A 17,161-nucleotide genomic window follows, 5' to 3' on the forward strand; every position below is an offset into this window, starting at 1 on the left:
CTGCGTCGGCAGCAATGTGCCCGGCCTCTGGGCGCAAAAAAGCCCCGGCGGGCGGGGCTTTCGGGGCGTGGGCAATGTGGTGTAGTCGTTCAATGCCCGTCTTTCGCTCCATGGGTGTGGCCTGCTGCGGGGTGCAGGATGCGATCCGTCCAGGCGATGGCGAGGGCCGACAGCAGGAAGACCACATGGATGATGGTCTGCCACATTAGTACCTTCTCGCTGTAGTTGGCGGCGTTGATGAAGGTTTTGAGCAGATGGATAGAGCTGATGCCGATGATGGACAGGCCTAATTTGACCTTGAGCACCGATGCATTCACATGGCCCAGCCATTCGGGCTGGTCGGGATGGCGGTTGAGGTGCATGCGGCTCACAAAGGTTTCGTAGCCGCCCACGATCACCATGATGAGCAGGTTGGAGATCATCACCACATCGATCAGGCCCAGCACCACCAGCATGATCACGGTTTCGTTGAGCGAGGTGATCTGCACATCGGGCGAATAGCCGACGGAGGTGACGAGGATGCGCAGCGCCTCCTGGTTGCCGAAAACGGCCTCCACCAGATGGAGCAACTCGACGAGGAAATGCCAGACATAGACCAGTTGGGCGGCGATGAGGCCCAGGTACAGCGGCAACTGTAACCAGCGGCTGGCAAAAATGATCGCTGGCAAGGGGCGCAGGGGAGCGTTTTCGGGAAGAGACATGGAGCGGTGGTTCGAAGTTGCGAATAACTTCCTTCGCCTGCCTGAACGGTGAAATGAATGGTTGTGGCAGCGGGCGGCGCGCAAGGCGCAAGTCTCATGGCCTGGTACTGCCAGTCCATGCCCGCTGGGACATGCAGCAAAAGAGCGTCGCGCATTGTAGCGAGCGCGACGAGGCGGTGGCCAAGAAATGTGCTGCTTGCCCTCGGGAATGCAGGGGAGAACGTCGTCCGCGCGCATGAGAGGTGGTGCATTCCACCTGTACCAGGGAATGGGCATTTCTCTCATATGGGAAAGCGCTGATAGCTATCAAAAAATGAGCTAAATGCGAATAAACGAATCCTGCAGCGATTGCAGTGAAAGCCAAACTCCCGCGCAGTCACTGCTTGTCAGATGCTTGTAAGTGCGAGGGTCCACAGTAGCGGCGAGTTTCATACCTACAATGGTTACAAAGGAGACAAAGCAATGACCGCAAATTCCCAAGGAACGATTGAATCCGTATTGGTAGAAAACCGCGTGTTCCCGCCGCCTGCATCGGTGTCGGCCACGGCCCGTATCGGCAGCATGGATGCGTACCATGCGCTGTGCCAGGAGGCCGAGCAGGATTTTGAAGGCTTCTGGGCCAAGCGTGCCAAGGAGCATGTGCAGTGGACCAAGCCCTTCACCCAGGTGCTGGACCAGAGCAACCCGCCGTTCTTCAAGTGGTTCCATGATGGCGAGCTGAACGTCAGCGCCAACTGCCTGGACAGGCACATCGGCACGCCGGTCGAGCAAAAGACCGCCATCATTTTCGAGGCCGACGACGGTGCAGTCACCAAGGTCACTTACAAGGAGCTGCTGGCACGCGTGGGTGCGTTTGCCAATGCGCTCAAGGCCCAGGGCGTGCAAAAGGGCGACCGGGTGCTGATCTACATGCCGATGACGGTCGAAGGCATTGTGGCCATGCAGGCCTGTGCCCGCATTGGCGCCACGCACTCGGTGGTGTTTGGCGGCTTCTCGGCCAAGGCGGTGAACGAGCGCGTGATCGACGCGGGCGCCGTGGTCATCGTCACGGCCAACTACCAGATGCGTGGCGGCAAGGAATTGCCGCTCAAGGCGATTGTGGACGATGCGCTCGCCATGGGCGGCTGCGAATCGGTGAAAAAGGTGCTGGTGTTCGAGCGCACCGCATCGGCCTGGAACAAGGTGGAAGGCCGCGATGTGACCTTTGCCGAGGCGCTGGACGGCCAGAGCAGCGATTGCGCGCCCGTACCGGTGAATGCAGAGCACCCGCTCTTCATCCTGTACACCAGTGGCTCCACCGGCAAGCCCAAAGGGGTGCAGCATGCTTCGGGCGGCTATGTGCTGTGGGCGAAGATGACGATGGAGTGGACGTTCGATCTCAAACCATCTGACGTTTTCTGGTGCACGGCTGACATCGGCTGGATCACCGGCCACACCTATATCGCCTACGGCCCGCTTGCCGCAGGCGCTACCCAGGTGGTGTTCGAGGGTGTGCCTACCTACCCGGACGCAGGCCGTTTCTGGCAGATGATCGAGCGCCATGGCGTGAGCATCTTCTATACAGCGCCCACGGCGATCCGCTCGCTGATCAAGGCCGCCGATTCGGATACAAAGGTACACCCCAGAAACTGGAACCTGGGCAGCCTGCGCATCCTCGGCTCGGTGGGCGAGCCCATCAACCCCGAAGCCTGGATGTGGTACTACAAGAACGTGGGTGGCGAGCGCTGCCCGATTGTCGATACCTTCTGGCAGACTGAAAACGGCGGCCATGTCATCACCCCGCTGCCGGGGGCGACGCCGCTGGTACCCGGCAGCTGCACCTTGCCGCTGCCCGGCATCATGGCCAAGATCGTGGATGAGACCGGCAAGGAGCTGCCCAACGGCACGGGCGGCATTCTGGTCATCTCCAAACCCTGGCCGTCGATGATTCGCACGATCTGGAACGATCCCGAGCGCTTCAAAAAGGCCTATTTCCCTGAAGAGATGGGTGGCAGCATCTACTTGGCAGGTGACGGCGCTGTGCGCGATGCCAAGACGGGCTACTTCCGAATCACCGGCCGTATTGACGACGTGCTGAACGTGTCGGGCCACCGCATGGGCACCATGGAGATCGAATCGGCACTCGTCTCCAAAACCGATCTGGTGGCCGAGGCCGCCGTGGTGGGCCGCCCGGACGACATGACCGGCGAGGCCATCTGCGCCTTCGTGGTGCTCAAGCGCGCCCGCCCCACCGGCGAGGAGGCCAAGCAGATTGCCAAGGAACTGCGTGACTGGGTGGCCAAGGAGATCGGCCCCATTGCCAAGCCCAAGGACATTCGCTTCGGCGACAACCTGCCCAAGACCCGCAGCGGCAAGATCATGCGCCGCCTGCTGCGCTCCATTGCCAAGGGTGAAGCCATAACCCAAGACACCAGCACTCTGGAGAACCCGGCCATTCTGGATCAGTTGTCCGAGAACAACTAATCTATAAGGCAAGAAGTGGCGAAAGGCCTCCTCTTGAAAGAGGCCCCGCCAACTGCTCCCAAGCAGCCCGGCTTTGCCGGGCTTTTTTTGCGTCCGCGAACGAGAAATCAGGCTAAATTGGTTTCCAGCGCCCAGCCAGAAAGCGCTTTATAGGCAAAAACAATAGCAAACATCCGCTTGCAAACCGCTCCATTGGCTGACATGACGGGATTGCCCGCTGCGTGGTAAGGTTGGTGCATTGCACAACAACGATGTTCTGTCATGCGAACCATTCTTCTTCTCATCATTGCCGTGCTGATCGGCGGTCTGGCGGCGCTCAATTGGGAGACGCTTTCCACCCCGTCTGAGGTCAATCTGGGCCTGTCGGTCATCCATGCGCCCCTGGGTGTGCTGATGCTGGGGCTGACGGTGCTGCTGTGCGTGCTGTTCGTGGCCTATGTGCTGTCGATGCAAGGCTCGGTATTGCTGGAGGCGCGCCGCCACAACAAGGAAATGGCTGCCCAGCGCGAACTGGCTGACAGGGCAGAAGCGTCGCGATTCACTGAACTGCGCCAGGTACTGGCGCGCCAGCACGCCGACGGCCAGACCGCACTGATGGTGCGCCTTGCGGAGCTGGAATCGCACCTGATTGCCCGCGCACAGGAGTCTGACAACAGCAATGCGGCCTATCTGGGGCAACTGGAAGACCATATGCGCCACAACGATACGGGATCGCGCAGCCTTCTGTAAACACGTTCTAAGAACCTGTTCAAAGTCTTTTGAGCAGCAGAACCAAGAAGGCCAGATGGACAAACTGCAAGCTGGTATTGAGCAGCCGCTCGCAGTTCTTCCATAATCGCCTGTTCTTGTCCAGCCAGGCAAAGCTGCGCTCAACGATCCTGCGCTTGGGCATGACCTTGAAGGTGTGTAGCTCGCTCCTTTTGGCTATCTGCACCTTGATGTGCTCGCCCAGGATTTCCTGCGCGCTCTGCTCAAAGGGCCTGCCCACGTAGTCGCTGTCGCACAGCAGGCTTTGCACCTGCTTGAGCCCGCTCTTGCAACGCTGCAGTGCTTGCAGCGCTCCTTTGCGATCCGTCACATTAGCCGTGGTCACGGCTACTGCATGTGGCAAACCCTGCGTATCCACTGCAAGGTGGCGCTTGATGCCCGATACCTTCTTGCCCGCGTCATAACCTTTCAGGGCTGCCGTGTCCGTGTTCTTCACGCTCTGCGCGTCCACGATCAAGTGCGCGCTGCATGCGTTGCGCCCCTGTCTCTCTCGGGCCGCGCCAACCTGATTTTTTGAGTGCCTGCTCCAGCAGGCTGCCTCCTTCACGAGGCTCACTCCAGATCGCAAAGTACGAGTGCACCGTGCGCCACTTGGGAAACTCTTCCGGCAGCATGCGCCACTGGCAGCCGCTCCTGAGCAGGTACAGTACCGCACAGAACACCTCATACAGCTCCACTCTGCGCGGTGCCGTCTTCTTGCGCGCGCTCTCCAGCAACGGCCTGATGATCTCGAATTGTTCGCGACTGATGTCGCTTGGATAGCTTTTTCTCACCCTCCAAGCTTCTCACATATTCGAGAGACTTTGAACAGGTTCTAAGACCGCCATGCCATCGGCCTGGGGGCCTTTGACTGACAAAAGGATCATAAAAGAAGCCACCGCGAGCGGTGGCTTTGATTTTTGCCTGGCGCTAGATAGGTAAGGGCTGAATGCTACTTATTGAATAGCAATCGAGTCTGTGGCACCTGATGCCACAGGGCTTACTTGAGCGACAGCACCCAGTTGGCCAGCGTCTTGGCTTCTGCCTCGCTCACCTGCGTATTGGCAGGCATGGGCACGGGGCCCCAAACGCCGGAGCTGCCCTTCATGATCTTCTGTGCCAGCATGTCGGCAGCACCCGCCTGACCGCCGAACTTCTTGGCGATGTCCTTGAAGGCGGGGCCGACCACTTTTTTATCTACCGAGTGGCAAGCCATGCAGTTCTTGGACTGGGCCAGCGCCTGATCTGCCCACGCAGGGGCACTGGCGCTCAGGGCCAGTGCCGTGGCAATCAGAATACGTTTCATCGTGCAATCTCCTTGGTATGGGGTACATTTCATTCTAATGCTCCCAGCGCTGGAGCATGCCCGCTGTGGGCAATTGCATGTGTAGGAGGGGATTGCAATGTATTTTTTGATTCTGGGGATCATGCTTCTGTTGCTGAAGTACCTGGAAATCGGCCCGGTGGCAGCCTGGTCGTGGACCGTGGTGCTGGCGCCTTTTGCCTTGGCGGTTCTATGGTGGGCCTGGGCCGACTGGTCTGGCTACACCAAACGCAAGGAGATGGAAAAGGAAGACCAGAGAAAGGCCGCCCGCATTGCCAAGGCCAAGGAAGCCATGGGGCAGGGGCCGCGCCGCCGCTAGGCCCACTTCGCCTCCGGTTTCGCCATGCAGAACCGCCCTCGGGCGGTTTTTTGTTGCGCGTCACCCGACGGAGGCGTCTCTTTGGGCGGGTATTCAGGGAACCCGAGCGTCATACAGATGCTTTGTAGTGCGCCATAATCAGATACTGCACTGGCGCGCACTCAAGAGGTTCACGCCGACTTGCCCCGCTGGCTGCGGGCCTACCGCCGCAGGCAGCCCTTCGCAAGACAGGCTTATTCTCATTGATCATCTGTTTTCCCGAGTACCACGATGCCCGCATACCGTTCCAAAACCTCTACCGCCGGCCGCAATATGGCCGGCGCCCGCTCGCTGTGGCGTGCCACCGGCATGAAGGATGGTGACTTCTCCAAGCCGATCATCGCCGTCGTCAATTCGTTCACCCAGTTCGTTCCCGGCCATGTGCACCTGAAGGACCTGGGCCAGCTCGTAGCCCGTGAGATCGAGGCCGCAGGCGGAGTTGCCAAGGAATTCAACACCATTGCCGTGGACGACGGCATTGCCATGGGCCACGACGGCATGCTGTATTCGCTGCCCAGCCGCGAAGTCATCGCCGATTCGGTCGAGTACATGGTCAACGCGCACTGCGCCGACGCCATGGTGTGCATCTCCAACTGCGACAAGATTACCCCTGGCATGCTGATGGCAGCCATGCGCCTGAACATTCCGGTCGTGTTCGTCTCCGGCGGCCCGATGGAAGCAGGCAAGGTGCGCCTGGCAGTGCCTGCGGCAGATGGCAGCAAGACGATTCAGATCAAGAAGCTCGACCTGGTCGACGCCATGGTGATGGCTGCAGACAGCAATGTCAGTGACGCGGATGTGGCTGAAGTCGAGCGCTCGGCCTGCCCCACCTGCGGCTCCTGCTCGGGCATGTTCACCGCCAATTCCATGAACTGCCTGGCTGAAGCCCTGGGCCTGGCATTGCCCGGCAACGGCACGGTGGTGGCAACGCACTCCGACCGGGAGCAGCTCTTCAAGCGCGCAGGCCGCCTGGCGGTGGAGCTGTGCCAGCGTTACTACGAGCAGGAAGATGAGACTGTGCTGCCGCGCTCGGTGGGTTTCAAGGCCTTTGAGAATGCCATGACGCTGGACATCGCCATGGGCGGCTCGACCAACACCATCCTGCACCTGCTGGCGATCGCGCAGGAAGCCGGCATCGATTTCACGATGACTGACATCGACCGCATGTCGCGCACGGTGCCGCAGCTGTGCAAGGTGGCCCCCAACACCAACAAGTACCACATTGAAGACGTGCATCGCGCAGGGGGCATCATGGCCATCCTCGGCGAGCTCGATCGCGCCGGCAAGCTGCACACCGATGTACCCACGGTGCATGCGAAGACCATGAAGGATGCCCTGGACCAGTGGGACATCGTCCGAACGCAGGACGAAGCAGTGCGGACCTTCTACATGGCGGGCCCCGCAGGCATTCCCACGCAGGTGGCCTTCAGCCAGGGCACGCGCTGGCCGAGCCTGGATCTGGACCGCGCCGAGGGCTGTATCCGCTCATACGAGCATGCCTTCTCCAAGGAGGGGGGCCTCGCTGTGCTGCGTGGCAATATCGCGCTCGATGGCTGCGTGGTCAAGACCGCCGGTGTCGATGACTCTATCCTGGTGTTCGAAGGCTCTGCACACGTGGTCGAGTCGCAGGACGAGGCCGTGGAGAACATCCTGAGCGACAAGGTCAAGGCGGGCGATGTGGTGGTTGTGCGCTATGAAGGCCCCAAGGGCGGCCCTGGCATGCAGGAGATGCTCTACCCCACCAGCTACATCAAGTCCAAGGGCCTGGGCAAAGCCTGCGCGCTGTTGACCGATGGCCGTTTCTCGGGCGGTACCTCGGGCCTGTCCATCGGCCATTGTTCGCCAGAAGCGGCAGCTGGCGGCGCTATCGGCTTGGTGCAGAACGGCGACAAGATTCGCATCGACATTCCCAACCGCACCATCGATGTGCTGGTGAGCGATGAAGAGCTGGCCAAACGCCGCGAAGCGCAGAACGCGCTGGGCTGGAAGCCTGCCAAGCCTCGCCCCCGCCAGGTGTCCACTGCCCTCAAGGCCTACGCCAAGCTGGTCACGTCTGCAGACAAGGGCGCGGTGCGCGATATCTCACTGCTGGACTGAGCGCCGTCGCTCCCAATGAAAAGCCGCCCCAGGCACAGGTTTGGGGCGGCTTTTTTGTCGCTGTGCGGCTTTTGAGGCATGAAGCTGCCAACCGCACTTGTCACTTCGCTCGCCTGCGTACTACCAATGCAGGCAGATCTTGCCGAAGTGTTGCGCGCTGATCTGGTGTGCAAACGCATCTGCCATCTGCGCCAGCGGGTAGCTGCTGTCGATCACCGGGCGCAGCGCCAGGTGGTCGAGTGCGCGCACCAGATCCTGCTGGTGCTCGCGGCTGCCGACGATCAGGCCCTGAAGGGTCTGCTGCTTGCACATCAACTCCACCGTGGGCACATCGCCGGCAAAGCCGGTCAGCACGCCGATCAACGCGATGTGGCCGCCGGGCGTGCAGGCCCGGATGGATTGCGGCAAGGTGCCGGGGCCGCCCACTTCGACCACAATGTCCGCGCCGCGCCCGCCAGTGGCGGCCAGCACAGCATCGCCCCATTGGGGTTGGTCGCGGTAGTTGATGACTTCATGGGCACCTAACGCACGCAGGCGCTCTGCCTTGGCAGCGCTCGAGGTGGTGGCAATCACCCGCGCGCCCATGGCGTGGGCCAGTTGCAGTGCAAAAATCGACACCCCGCCAGTGCCCAGCACCAGCACTGTTTGACCAGCTTCGAGGCGGCCATCCACCACCAGGGCGCGCCAGGCGGTGAGGCCTGCCGTGGTCAGCGTAGCAGCTTCTTCATGCGTATAGCCTTTGGGCGCATGGGTAAAGGCGGTGGCTGCCATGGTGACCTGTTCGCGCGCAAAGCCGTCCACGCCATCGCCAGGCACGGTGGCAAAAGTCGATGGCACCTGCCTGCCCGATTGCCACAGCGGGAAGAAGCAGGAAACCACCGCGTCGCCCACAGCAAATTCGGACACCCCTTCGCCCACGGCGGTGACCACGCCTGCACCGTCGGCCATGGGGATGCGGCCATCGGCCGTTGGCGAACGACCGGCAGCGATGGCCAGGTCGTGGTAGTTGAGTGAGCTGGCGTGCAGGCGCACCTGGATCTCTCCGGCGCGAGGCGCCGCAGGCGCTGGCAAGTCGACCAGTTGCAGCCGGTCAAGGCCGCCGGGGGCTGCAAGTTGCATGGCTTTCATGGAATTCCTCTTTCGTCAGTTTGGATGGCAAGGGCTGCACAACACAGCCGCCCGGCCATCATGCAAGCCATGGCCTCACAATGCCAGAACCAACATATTTGTTGTCTAGTATTAAAAATGTAAGTAATGCATGTCCATTGACTTGCGGCTAGTATCGGGCGATTGCGATGTAACGCTGTGGAGGTGTGATGAAACGATTGAACAGCAAAAGCGGTTGCGCAGTGGAAGTGACGCTATCGGTCATGGGTGGCACCTGGAAGCCCATTGTGCTGTTCCACCTGCTGCATGGCACCAAGCGTTTCAGTGAGCTTTCGCGCGCCATTCCCAACGTAACGCAACGCATGCTGACCTTGCAGCTGCGCGAACTGGAAGAGGCTGGCATTGTGGCGCGTACCGTATACGCCGAAGTGCCGCCACGTGTGGACTACGCACTGACCAACATGGGGCGCAGCCTGGAGCCTGTGCTGACCGCCATGCGCGACTGGGGGCTGGGCTATGCACAAACCCAGGGGGGTGAACCGGCGGAGAGCATGCAGGTGCGCTGCACGGCCTGAGCTGTGTCGAAAGGAGTATTGAGGTTTGCCTACAATGCGTCAATAGCTGTTAAAAATATAGCAAAATGGTAATGCCGTCATTGATTGCAGGTTTGGCGATAATGCCTCCGTTGCACCTTCTCCCCTGAAGTCTGCCTTCCATGATCTTCCGCCTGCCTCTGCTGCCCCTGGCGCGGCGCCAATTCCTGTGCCATGCCGCAGTGCTGTCCTTTCTGGCGGGATGGTCCACCAGCTATGCACAGGCGCAAAGCAAGCCTGCCTATCCGCGCCAGCCCGTCAAACTGGTGGTGCCGTTTGCACCTGGTGGGTCAACCGACATCGTGGCTCGCCTCATTGCTGATGCCATGCACGGCCCGTTGGGGCAACCTGTGGTGGTGGAAAACAAGGCAGGCGCTGCAGGCCTGATTGGCGCAGAAGCCGTGGCACGTGCGCAGCCCGATGGCTACACCATTGGCATAGGAACCATCAGTACCCTGGCCGTCAATACCGTGGTGCTGAAAAGCGCCCGCCATGACCCGCTGCGCGACTTTGCTCCCATTACCGCGCTGGCCCAGATTCCTTCGGTGTTCTCCACGCATCCCAGCCTGGGTGTCGGTGATCTGCAGAGTTTCATCGCCACCATGCGCGTCCGCCCGGATCACTACACGATTGGCTCTGCAGGCGTGGGCTCCATTGGTCACTTGATCGCTGAGTCGATGAACGCCGAGTTGGGTATTCGCATGCGCCATATTCCCTACAAGGGCCAGGGGCCGGTGGTGAATAGTGCGCTGGCGGGTGAGACGCAGGTGCTGAGTGACCAGTACCCGTCATCGAGCAGCCTGGTGCAGTCGGGCAGGCTGGTGCCGTTTGCGGTGGCTGCGCAGCAGCGCCTGCCGTCCCTGCCGCAGGTGCCCACGCTGGCAGAGGCTGGCTACCCTGCGCTCAATCGCCTGGCCATCACCTGGTTTGGCCTGGTGGCGCCAGCAGGCACTCCGCAAAATGTGGTCGATACGCTGAATCAGGCAGCGCGCGATGCCTTGAAAACCCCCGCCGTGCGCGAACGCCTGGCGCAGCTCGGCGTGCAGCCGTTGGGGGGAACGCCTGCGCAATTCGCTCAGTTGATTGCCCAAACCCGTAGCCAGGTGGAGCAATTGGTGGAGCAGCGCAGGATTCCGATGGAGTGACCGCGCAGCACCTGTGCAGGGCTCGTTCATGAAGATTTGGTAATGTACGTATAAACCCCTGGTCATTTGCCCCATCACGGCCTACAATCCGCGCCGAACCAGTTGAAAAGGAGTTGTCCTGTGGACGTACCAAGTTGTTGGCCAGCCGCCAACGCACCACAGGCAAGGTAACCGCAAACGCCTCAGCTTTGCGCGCTGCCTTGCCAATCAGGCGGGCAGCCTGCGAATCCCTGTAGCTACCCTTATATAGCGCACAGGTTTCGCTCGCACCCCATTCCAAAAAATCGACCCAGCAACAGGCATGGCGGAGCGCTGCCGTGCGCTGGATAGGGAGCGAACCATGCAAAAACGCAAGTTGTTGCGCACTTGCAGCCGTCGTTTTTCGTCGCAGCTCGTGCGGCTTGCGCAGCGGCTGCATCCTGCACGCCTGCCGCGCGGCGCTGCACGCCTTGGGCATCGCGGCATTTACCGCAAGCCGCTGCATGCGCTGGCTGCGGCCCTGGATCCTTTCAGTACCCCATTCCGTTCCTGATCGGGCATTGACGAGCAGCGCAGGGCCATAGCGCCTTGCAGACTGTCTCCATCGCTGGGGCCTGATCCCCGCATGTCCCGCTGATCAAGGAATGGAGTAACCCCTTCTCTGTGCGCGCCCGCATGGCTGCATGCCGCTTGCCTGCGCGCTTCATGACTGAGCTTGCCTTGGGTGCGGCTACGCCGTGCCCGGCACCAAATCGCTTGAAGGAGGGTGGCCATGTTGACCACGCTGAAAAACGGATTCGTGAACTTTCTGCGCTCGCGCCACTGGGCCGAGCATTTCCGCCGCATCCCCATGCTCGATCAACTGGCCAAGGCGCCAGCCGATCTGCGTGTGCCTGCAGCTTTGGGCGACCGCCTGCGCGCAGCCGCACTGGCGGCTGAAGCAGAATTGCTGCAAGGCATGAACAGTGCCACCGACGGCCTGGACGCGGCCCAGGTGGACGCTGCGCGCGCCGAGGCGGGCTGGAACACCATCGCACAGGACAAGCCCATGTCGGCGGGCGAACACCTGTGGCTGTGCTTTCGCACGCCGTTCAATATTCTGCTGACCTTGCTCGCCACCGTGTCCTGGGTGACGGACGATTTCAAGGGCACGGTCGTCATCAGCAGCATGGTCCTGCTCTCCACAGTGCTGCGCTTCTGGCAGGAGGGGCGCGCCAACAAGGCCGCAGCCTCGCTGCAGGCGATGGTGTCCAATACGGCGACGGTGCTGCGACGCAGGGTTCTGGGCGAGGATGAGCCCTCTGATGCACGCCCATCGGGCTTTCCCACCGCGCCCGCCGCGCTGGAGCTGCCGGTGCGCGAGCTGGTGCCGGGAGACATCATCAAGCTCTCTGCTGGCGATATGGTGCCCGCCGATTGCCGCCTGCTGCAGGCCAAGGATCTGTTTCTGGCCCAGTCGGCGATGACGGGCGAATCAATGCCGGTTGAGAAGTTCGCCCAGTTGCAGGGCGCAGACCAGAGCAATCCCGTGGATCTGGACAACATCGTCTTCATGGGCACGAATGTGGTTTCGGGCGCGGGCACGGCGGTGGTATTGGCCACGGGCAACAGCACCTATCTGGGGGCGCTGGCAGGGCGCGCCACAGCCATGGACCGGGCGCCGACTGCATTCCAGACCGGTGTCAACAAGGTCAGCTGGGTGCTGATCCGTTTCATGCTTGTCATGGTGCCGCTGGTGTTTGCCATCAACGGTTTCACCAAGGGCGACTGGACCGAAGCGCTGCTGTTTGCGCTGTCGGTGGCGGTTGGCCTCACACCCGAGATGCTGCCGATGATCGTGACCGCCACGCTCGCCAAGGGCGCGGTGTTCCTGTCGCGCAAGCAGGTCATCGTCAAACGGCTGGACGCCATCCAGAACTTCGGCGCCATGGATGTGCTGTGTACCGACAAGACTGGTACGCTGACGCAAGACAAGATTTTTCTGGCACGGCATCTGGACGCCTGGGGCGATGAGTCGCACCACGTGCTGGACATGGCCTACCTCAACAGCTACTACCAGACCGGCCTGAAGAACCTGCTGGACGTCGCCGTGCTGGAACACGCCGAACTGCAGGAGGTGGTGCGCAACTACGCCAAGGTGGACGAGATTCCCTTCGACTTCGTGCGCCGGCGCATGTCGGTGGTGGTGAGTGATGGCAGCGGGCATCACCTTCTCATCACCAAGGGGGCGGTCGACGAAATTCTGCAGGTGTGCGCCTCGGTGCATGCGGCGGGCGCCGTGCTGCCGCTCGATGATGGCCTGCGCAGCCGCATTGTGGCGGTGACCGAGGAGCTGAACAACCAGGGCCTACGTGTGGTGGCCGTGGCCACGCGCGAGAGCGCCGCCAACCAGCAAAGCTACGGTGTGGCCGACGAGGCTGGCATGGCGCTGTGCGGCTTTGTTGCCTTCATCGATCCGCCCAAGGAGAGCACGGCTCCCGCCTTGCAGGCGCTGACGCAGCATGGTGTGCATATCAAGGTGCTGACGGGGGACAACGCTGCCGTCACGGCCAAGGTCTGCAAGGAAGTAGGCATCACCGAGCAGGCGATGGTGCTGGGCGGCGATGTGGAGCGTATGGACGATGTGGAGCTGGCCCGGGCCGTGGAGACCCACAACATCTTTGCCAAGCTGAGCCCGGCGCACAAGGAGCGCATCGTGCGCATGCTCAAGGCCAATGGCCATGTGGTGGGGTTTCTGGGGGATGGCATCAATGATGCTGCGGCACTGCGCGCGGCCGACATCGGCTTCTCGGTCGATACGGCCGTCGATGTGGCCAAGGAGGCGGCCGACATCATCCTTCTGGAAAAGAGCCTGATGGTGCTGGAGCAGGGCGTGCAAGAGGGAAGACGTACCTTTGCCAATATGCTCAAGTACATCAAGATGACGGCCAGCTCCAACTTCGGCAATGTGTTCTCGGTACTGGTGGCGAGTGCCTTCATCCCGTTTCTGCCCATGCTGCCGCTGCAATTGCTGGTGCAGAACCTGGTGTACGACCTGTCGCAGACCGCCATTCCCTTCGACCATGTGGACGAAGAGTTGATTGCCCACCCGCAGCGCTGGAACCCTGCGGACATCGGCCGCTTCATGGTGTTCTTTGGCCCCATCAGTTCGGTGTTTGACATCCTGACCTTTGTGCTGATGTGGAAGGTGTTCGATGCCAACACGCCGGAGAAACAGACCCTGTTCCAGTCAGGCTGGTTTGTCGTGGGGCTGCTCACGCAGTCGCTGATCGTGCACATGATCCGCACGGCGCGCATTCCGTTCATCCAGAGCCGCGCGGCATGGCCAGTGATTCTGATGACGCTTGCCGTGATGACCATCGGCATCTTTCTGCCCATGGGGCCGCTGGCCTCGCATTTCAAGCTGGAGGCCTTGCCCGGCTCGTACTTCGTGTACCTGGTGCTGATCGTGCTGGCCTACATGGGTCTCACGCAGGTCATGAAGAAATGGTATATCCGTCGCTTTGGCTGGCAATAGATGCCACCTGTTGCTTGTGGGTGAACAATGGTGAAAGACAAGAGGGGATCACAACCGTGGAAGCTTTGAAGTTCATGCAGCTCGATTCGCTGCTCAATACCTTGCTCAGCCTGGTCACGGCCTTTGTGCTGGGCACCTTGATTGGGCTGGAGCGCCAGTACCGCCAGCGCACGGCGGGGCTGCGCACCAATGTGCTGGTAGCCGTGGGGGCGGCGATTTTTGTCGACAGTGCCAACACCATTGCCGGGGCCGACGGCGCTGTGCGGGTGATGGCCTATGTGGTGTCGGGTATCGGCTTTCTGGGCGCCGGCGTCATCATGCGTGAAGAGGGTAACGTGCGCGGGTTGAACACGGCCGCCACCTTGTGGGGGTCGGCAGCCGTGGGCGCTGCCGCCGGTGCCGATCTGATCGTGCAGGCCGTGATGGGCACGGTCATGGTGCTGGCAGCCAATACCTTGCTGCGCCCGCTGGTCAATGCCATCAACCGCAAGCCGCTGGATGTGGTGTCCACCGAGGTGACGAACGCCGTCTTTGTGGTGGCCGAGCGGCTGCACCAGCGCCTGGCCCTGGCCATGCTGCAGGATGTGCTGGAGCGTGGCGGCTATCCGCCAGGTGACATCGACATCAAACCTTTTGGTGACGAGGAAGTGGTGATCGAGGCGACGCTGGCGGCGCAGTCCGTTCATGGTGACGAGCTGGATGCCCTGGTGCAGCAACTGGCTGTCAAACCGGGTGTACGCCAGGCCTTCTGGAGCCCCAGTACGAGGGACTGATACAGGGGCGATGGCAGCCTGTCAAAAAAGAGGCGATGAAGGTTTGCCGATCAGGCCTCAAACGCAAAGCCCACACCGTACACGGAGCGGATGCACTCCGCATCCTCTCCCAACACTACCCGCAGCTTTTTGCGCAGGTTCTTTATGTGGCTGTCGATGGCGCGGTCACTCACTTCCAGCGCGTCGGCATAGGCCAGATCCAGCAACTGGCTGCGCGGATAGATCTTGCCGGGGTGGCGATGCAGGATGGACAGCAGCGTGTACTCGCGCCGTGTGAGCCCCAGGTCCTGACCCCGCCAGCTGGCTTGGCAGGTGGCGTCATCCAGCCGCCAATCAGAAACGGCGGCGCCGCTTGCTATCGCTTCTCCGACCTGGTTGCGGCGCAGCACCACTTTGACGCGGGCAATCAACTCGCGCGGGGAAAACGGTTTGCAGATGTAGTCGTCGGCACCCATTTCCAGCCCAATGAGCCGATCCACCTCTTCCACCTTGGCGGTGAGGCAGATGACCGGGCACAGCTGGCGCGCGCGGCATTCACGCAGGATCGTGAGGCCGTCGGTGCCCGGCAGCATCAAATCGAGGATGGCAAGCGCCGGTGGGCGTGCAATGGCCGCCGCCAGGGCTTGCGAGCCATCGGCAAAGTGCTCGACCTCGTAGCCCGCATGGTGCAGGTAGTCGGTCACGATCGAGGCGATGTCGGCCTCGTCTTCGGCATACAGAATGCGGGGTTTGACACTGTTCATGGGTTGGGGTCCGTCAAGGGCAGGATCACGGTCATGCGCAGGCCGCCCAGTGCAGATGCACTGGCACGCAATTGGCCACCATGGGCCTGCACAATGCTTTTGCAGATGGCCAGGCCCAGGCCTGAGCCACCGCTGGCGCGGCTGCGTGAGGCTTCCACGCGGTAAAACCGTTCAAAGATACGCGGCTGGTCTGCCGGGGCAACGCCCGGAGCACTGTCGTCGATATGCAGTTCAATCCAGCGCTGCTGGCTGCTGGCAGCAGCAGCCTCATGCACGCTGGCGCTGATGGCCACCGTGCCCGGCGCATCGGTGTAGCGCAGATTATTCTCAAAAATATTGCCCAACACCTGGTGCAGCTGCGCTGCATTGCCGTGTATCCAGGCAATTGGCAGGCTCTGTGCCAGGGTGGCTGCTGGTGGCAAGGCAATCTGCGCCTGCACAAATCGCATCTGCACGGCATCCACCGCTTCGGCCACGAGGGCCCGCAGGTCCAGCGCCACGGCAGATGCCGCGCGCGGCGCGGTCAGTTGCAAGGCAGGCGCGTCTTGCGGGGCCTGCACTGCGAGCGTGGTGGGGATGGTCGCGCGCATGTCGGCCACCAGTTGGGTCAGGCGCATGATCTGCCGGTGCAGGCGCTCGCTGGTGTTTGCGTCAAACTGGCGGATACCGTCCTGAATGGCTTCGATCTCTGCACGCACAGCGGCCAGGGGCGTTCGCAACTCATGCGCCACCTGGGTCAGCCATTCGTTCTGCTGGGCCTGTGCCTCGTGCAACTGCGCGGCCATGTGGTTGAAGCGGCGTGCCAACTGGCCCAACTCATCACTGCCTTCGGCTGCAATGCGGTAGTCGAGCTGGCCCTGCGCAAAGGCTTGGGCGCCTTTGGACAGCGCTTCGATTGGCCGGATCCAGCGGCGGCTGAGCCACCAAGACAGGGCGCCCGCCACCACCAACCCCAGACCGGCCGCAATGGCCAGAAATACCAGATGTTCCTTGAGGAAGGCGCTGTCGATCTGGTTCTTCAGATCGGCGGGCGGCCCCAGGGTCAAAGTACCGATCAACTGGTGCTTGCTGTCAAACAGCGGGTTGGTCGCACTGGCGGCCTGCGGTGCTACCCCGGCAATCAGCTGGCCTTTGGCATCGAGCAGGCCCAGGCGCTCATGCAAGGGATGGCGCTCAATGGGCTTCAGATCGGGCGTGCGCAAAGGGCCTATCGTGGCGCCCCTGGGTTTGTTGTCGTCCGATGGGGGCGCTACCGGTATGGCGGCCTGGGCGCCAAATCGGGTCAGGGCGTTCCAGCGCTCGGCGCTCAGGCCCGACCAGCTTTGCTCCTTGGCATACTCCCGCCTGAGCTGGCTCTCCAGGTATTCCAGCCGCCCCAGCTCGATCTGCGCAACGTAAGGCGCCAGACCGCGCTGCAGGCTCCAGTACGAAAAGCCTGCAAAGCCCAGCAGCAGACCGAGCAGCAGCAGGACCATGGCAAGCAGGACACGGGTTTGGAGGCGGTTCAAATACAAGCTGGAAAGTAGAGGGTAAAGGTAAAACGGGCAGACACAATGCCTGCCCGGCTATTCTCTTACACAGTGCGTGGTGTGTGCAGGAGTGTCGCAGAGGAGG

Annotated in this window: 16 protein-coding genes; 9 read left to right on the forward strand and 7 right to left on the reverse strand. The window is 61.6% G+C overall.

What is annotated here, in order from left to right:
• Window positions 1–89 precede the first annotated feature (89 nt).
• Window positions 90–701: a TIGR00645 family protein gene (locus tag LAD35_RS05510; protein WP_224151699.1), complete on the reverse strand. Its 612-nt coding sequence runs from the start codon at window positions 699–701 to the stop codon at window positions 90–92.
• 462 nt (window positions 702–1,163) lie between these two features.
• Here LAD35_RS05510 and acs point away from each other — a divergent pair, with 462 nt between their 5' ends.
• Complete coding sequence (gene acs, locus LAD35_RS05515; protein ID WP_224151700.1) at window positions 1,164–3,164, forward strand: acetate--CoA ligase; 2,001 nt, start codon at window positions 1,164–1,166, stop codon at window positions 3,162–3,164.
• 107 nt (window positions 3,165–3,271) lie between these two features.
• Here the strand turns inward: acs and LAD35_RS05520 are convergent, their stop codons facing one another.
• Window positions 3,272–3,427 (reverse strand): hypothetical protein, encoded by a 156-nt coding sequence (locus tag LAD35_RS05520; protein WP_224151701.1) that lies wholly within the window; start codon window positions 3,425–3,427, stop codon window positions 3,272–3,274.
• Here LAD35_RS05520 and LAD35_RS05525 point away from each other — a divergent pair.
• Window positions 3,426–3,893, forward strand: coding sequence for a LapA family protein (locus LAD35_RS05525; protein ID WP_224151702.1), 468 nt, complete (start codon window positions 3,426–3,428; stop codon window positions 3,891–3,893). The two genes, LAD35_RS05520 and LAD35_RS05525, sit on opposite strands and share 2 nt — an antisense overlap.
• Window positions 3,894–3,912: 19 nt before the next feature.
• On the opposite strand, the gene LAD35_RS05530 is transcribed toward LAD35_RS05525, so the two are convergent.
• Together LAD35_RS05530 and LAD35_RS05535 are read right to left on the reverse strand one after the other, a co-directional pair.
• A protein-coding gene (locus tag LAD35_RS05530) for an IS5 family transposase (RefSeq protein WP_224151163.1) occupies window positions 3,913–4,705 on the reverse strand; the annotation gives its coding sequence in 2 pieces (ribosomal slippage) (window positions 3,913–4,447 and window positions 4,446–4,705; 795 coding nt in all).
• Window positions 4,706–4,911: 206 nt separating this feature from the next.
• On the reverse strand, window positions 4,912–5,217 hold the full coding sequence (locus tag LAD35_RS05535) for a c-type cytochrome (protein ID WP_224151703.1): 306 nt from the start codon (window positions 5,215–5,217) through the stop codon (window positions 4,912–4,914).
• Between the two features lie 97 nt (window positions 5,218–5,314).
• Here LAD35_RS05535 and LAD35_RS05540 point away from each other — a divergent pair, with 97 nt between their 5' ends.
• Together LAD35_RS05540 and ilvD are read left to right on the forward strand one after the other, a co-directional pair.
• On the forward strand, window positions 5,315–5,554 hold the full coding sequence (locus tag LAD35_RS05540) for a TIGR04438 family Trp-rich protein (RefSeq protein ID WP_224151704.1): 240 nt from the start codon (window positions 5,315–5,317) through the stop codon (window positions 5,552–5,554).
• 270 nt (window positions 5,555–5,824) lie between these two features.
• Complete coding sequence (gene ilvD / locus LAD35_RS05545; protein WP_224151705.1) at window positions 5,825–7,690, forward strand: dihydroxy-acid dehydratase; 1,866 nt, start codon at window positions 5,825–5,827, stop codon at window positions 7,688–7,690.
• Window positions 7,691–7,810: 120 nt separating this feature from the next.
• Here ilvD and LAD35_RS05550 read toward each other — a convergent pair whose 3' ends face one another.
• Window positions 7,811–8,818: a zinc-dependent alcohol dehydrogenase family protein gene (locus LAD35_RS05550; RefSeq protein ID WP_224151707.1), complete on the reverse strand. Its 1,008-nt coding sequence runs from the start codon at window positions 8,816–8,818 to the stop codon at window positions 7,811–7,813.
• 188 nt (window positions 8,819–9,006) lie between these two features.
• On the opposite strand from LAD35_RS05550, the gene LAD35_RS05555 reads away from it, so the two are divergent.
• The 5 genes from LAD35_RS05555 (at window position 9,007) to LAD35_RS05575 (ending at window position 14,804) form a co-directional block, all read left to right on the forward strand.
• Entirely contained in the window at window positions 9,007–9,372 is a 366-nt protein-coding gene (locus LAD35_RS05555) for a winged helix-turn-helix transcriptional regulator (RefSeq protein WP_224151709.1), read from the forward strand.
• 140 nt (window positions 9,373–9,512) lie between these two features.
• Window positions 9,513–10,535, forward strand: coding sequence for a Bug family tripartite tricarboxylate transporter substrate binding protein (locus LAD35_RS05560; protein WP_224151711.1), 1,023 nt, complete (start codon window positions 9,513–9,515; stop codon window positions 10,533–10,535).
• A 340-nt stretch (window positions 10,536–10,875) separates the two neighbouring features.
• Window positions 10,876–11,067, forward strand: a complete 192-nt coding sequence (locus tag LAD35_RS05565) for a hypothetical protein (RefSeq protein WP_224151714.1) — start codon at window positions 10,876–10,878, stop codon at window positions 11,065–11,067.
• A gap of 219 nt (window positions 11,068–11,286) precedes the next feature.
• The gene (mgtA, locus tag LAD35_RS05570; protein WP_224151715.1) at window positions 11,287–14,031 is read left to right on the forward strand and encodes a magnesium-translocating P-type ATPase; all 2,745 of its coding nucleotides are present in this window, start codon (window positions 11,287–11,289) and stop codon (window positions 14,029–14,031) included.
• Window positions 14,032–14,087: 56 nt separating this feature from the next.
• A complete protein-coding gene (locus tag LAD35_RS05575) occupies window positions 14,088–14,804 on the forward strand; it encodes an MgtC/SapB family protein (RefSeq protein ID WP_224151716.1) in 717 nt (238 codons plus the stop codon).
• A 50-nt stretch (window positions 14,805–14,854) separates the two neighbouring features.
• Here the strand turns inward: LAD35_RS05575 and LAD35_RS05580 are convergent, their stop codons facing one another.
• Both LAD35_RS05580 and LAD35_RS05585 read right to left on the reverse strand, forming a co-directional pair.
• Window positions 14,855–15,547, reverse strand: a complete 693-nt coding sequence (locus tag LAD35_RS05580; protein ID WP_224151718.1) for a response regulator — start codon at window positions 15,545–15,547, stop codon at window positions 14,855–14,857.
• On the reverse strand, window positions 15,544–17,055 hold the full coding sequence (locus LAD35_RS05585) for an ATP-binding protein (RefSeq protein WP_224151719.1): 1,512 nt from the start codon (window positions 17,053–17,055) through the stop codon (window positions 15,544–15,546). Before LAD35_RS05585 ends, LAD35_RS05580 begins: the two co-directional genes overlap by 4 nt.
• Window positions 17,056–17,161 lie beyond the last annotated feature (106 nt).

Source organism: Comamonas odontotermitis (assembly GCF_020080045.1).
GTDB classification, from domain to species: domain Bacteria; phylum Pseudomonadota; class Gammaproteobacteria; order Burkholderiales; family Burkholderiaceae_C; genus Comamonas; species Comamonas odontotermitis.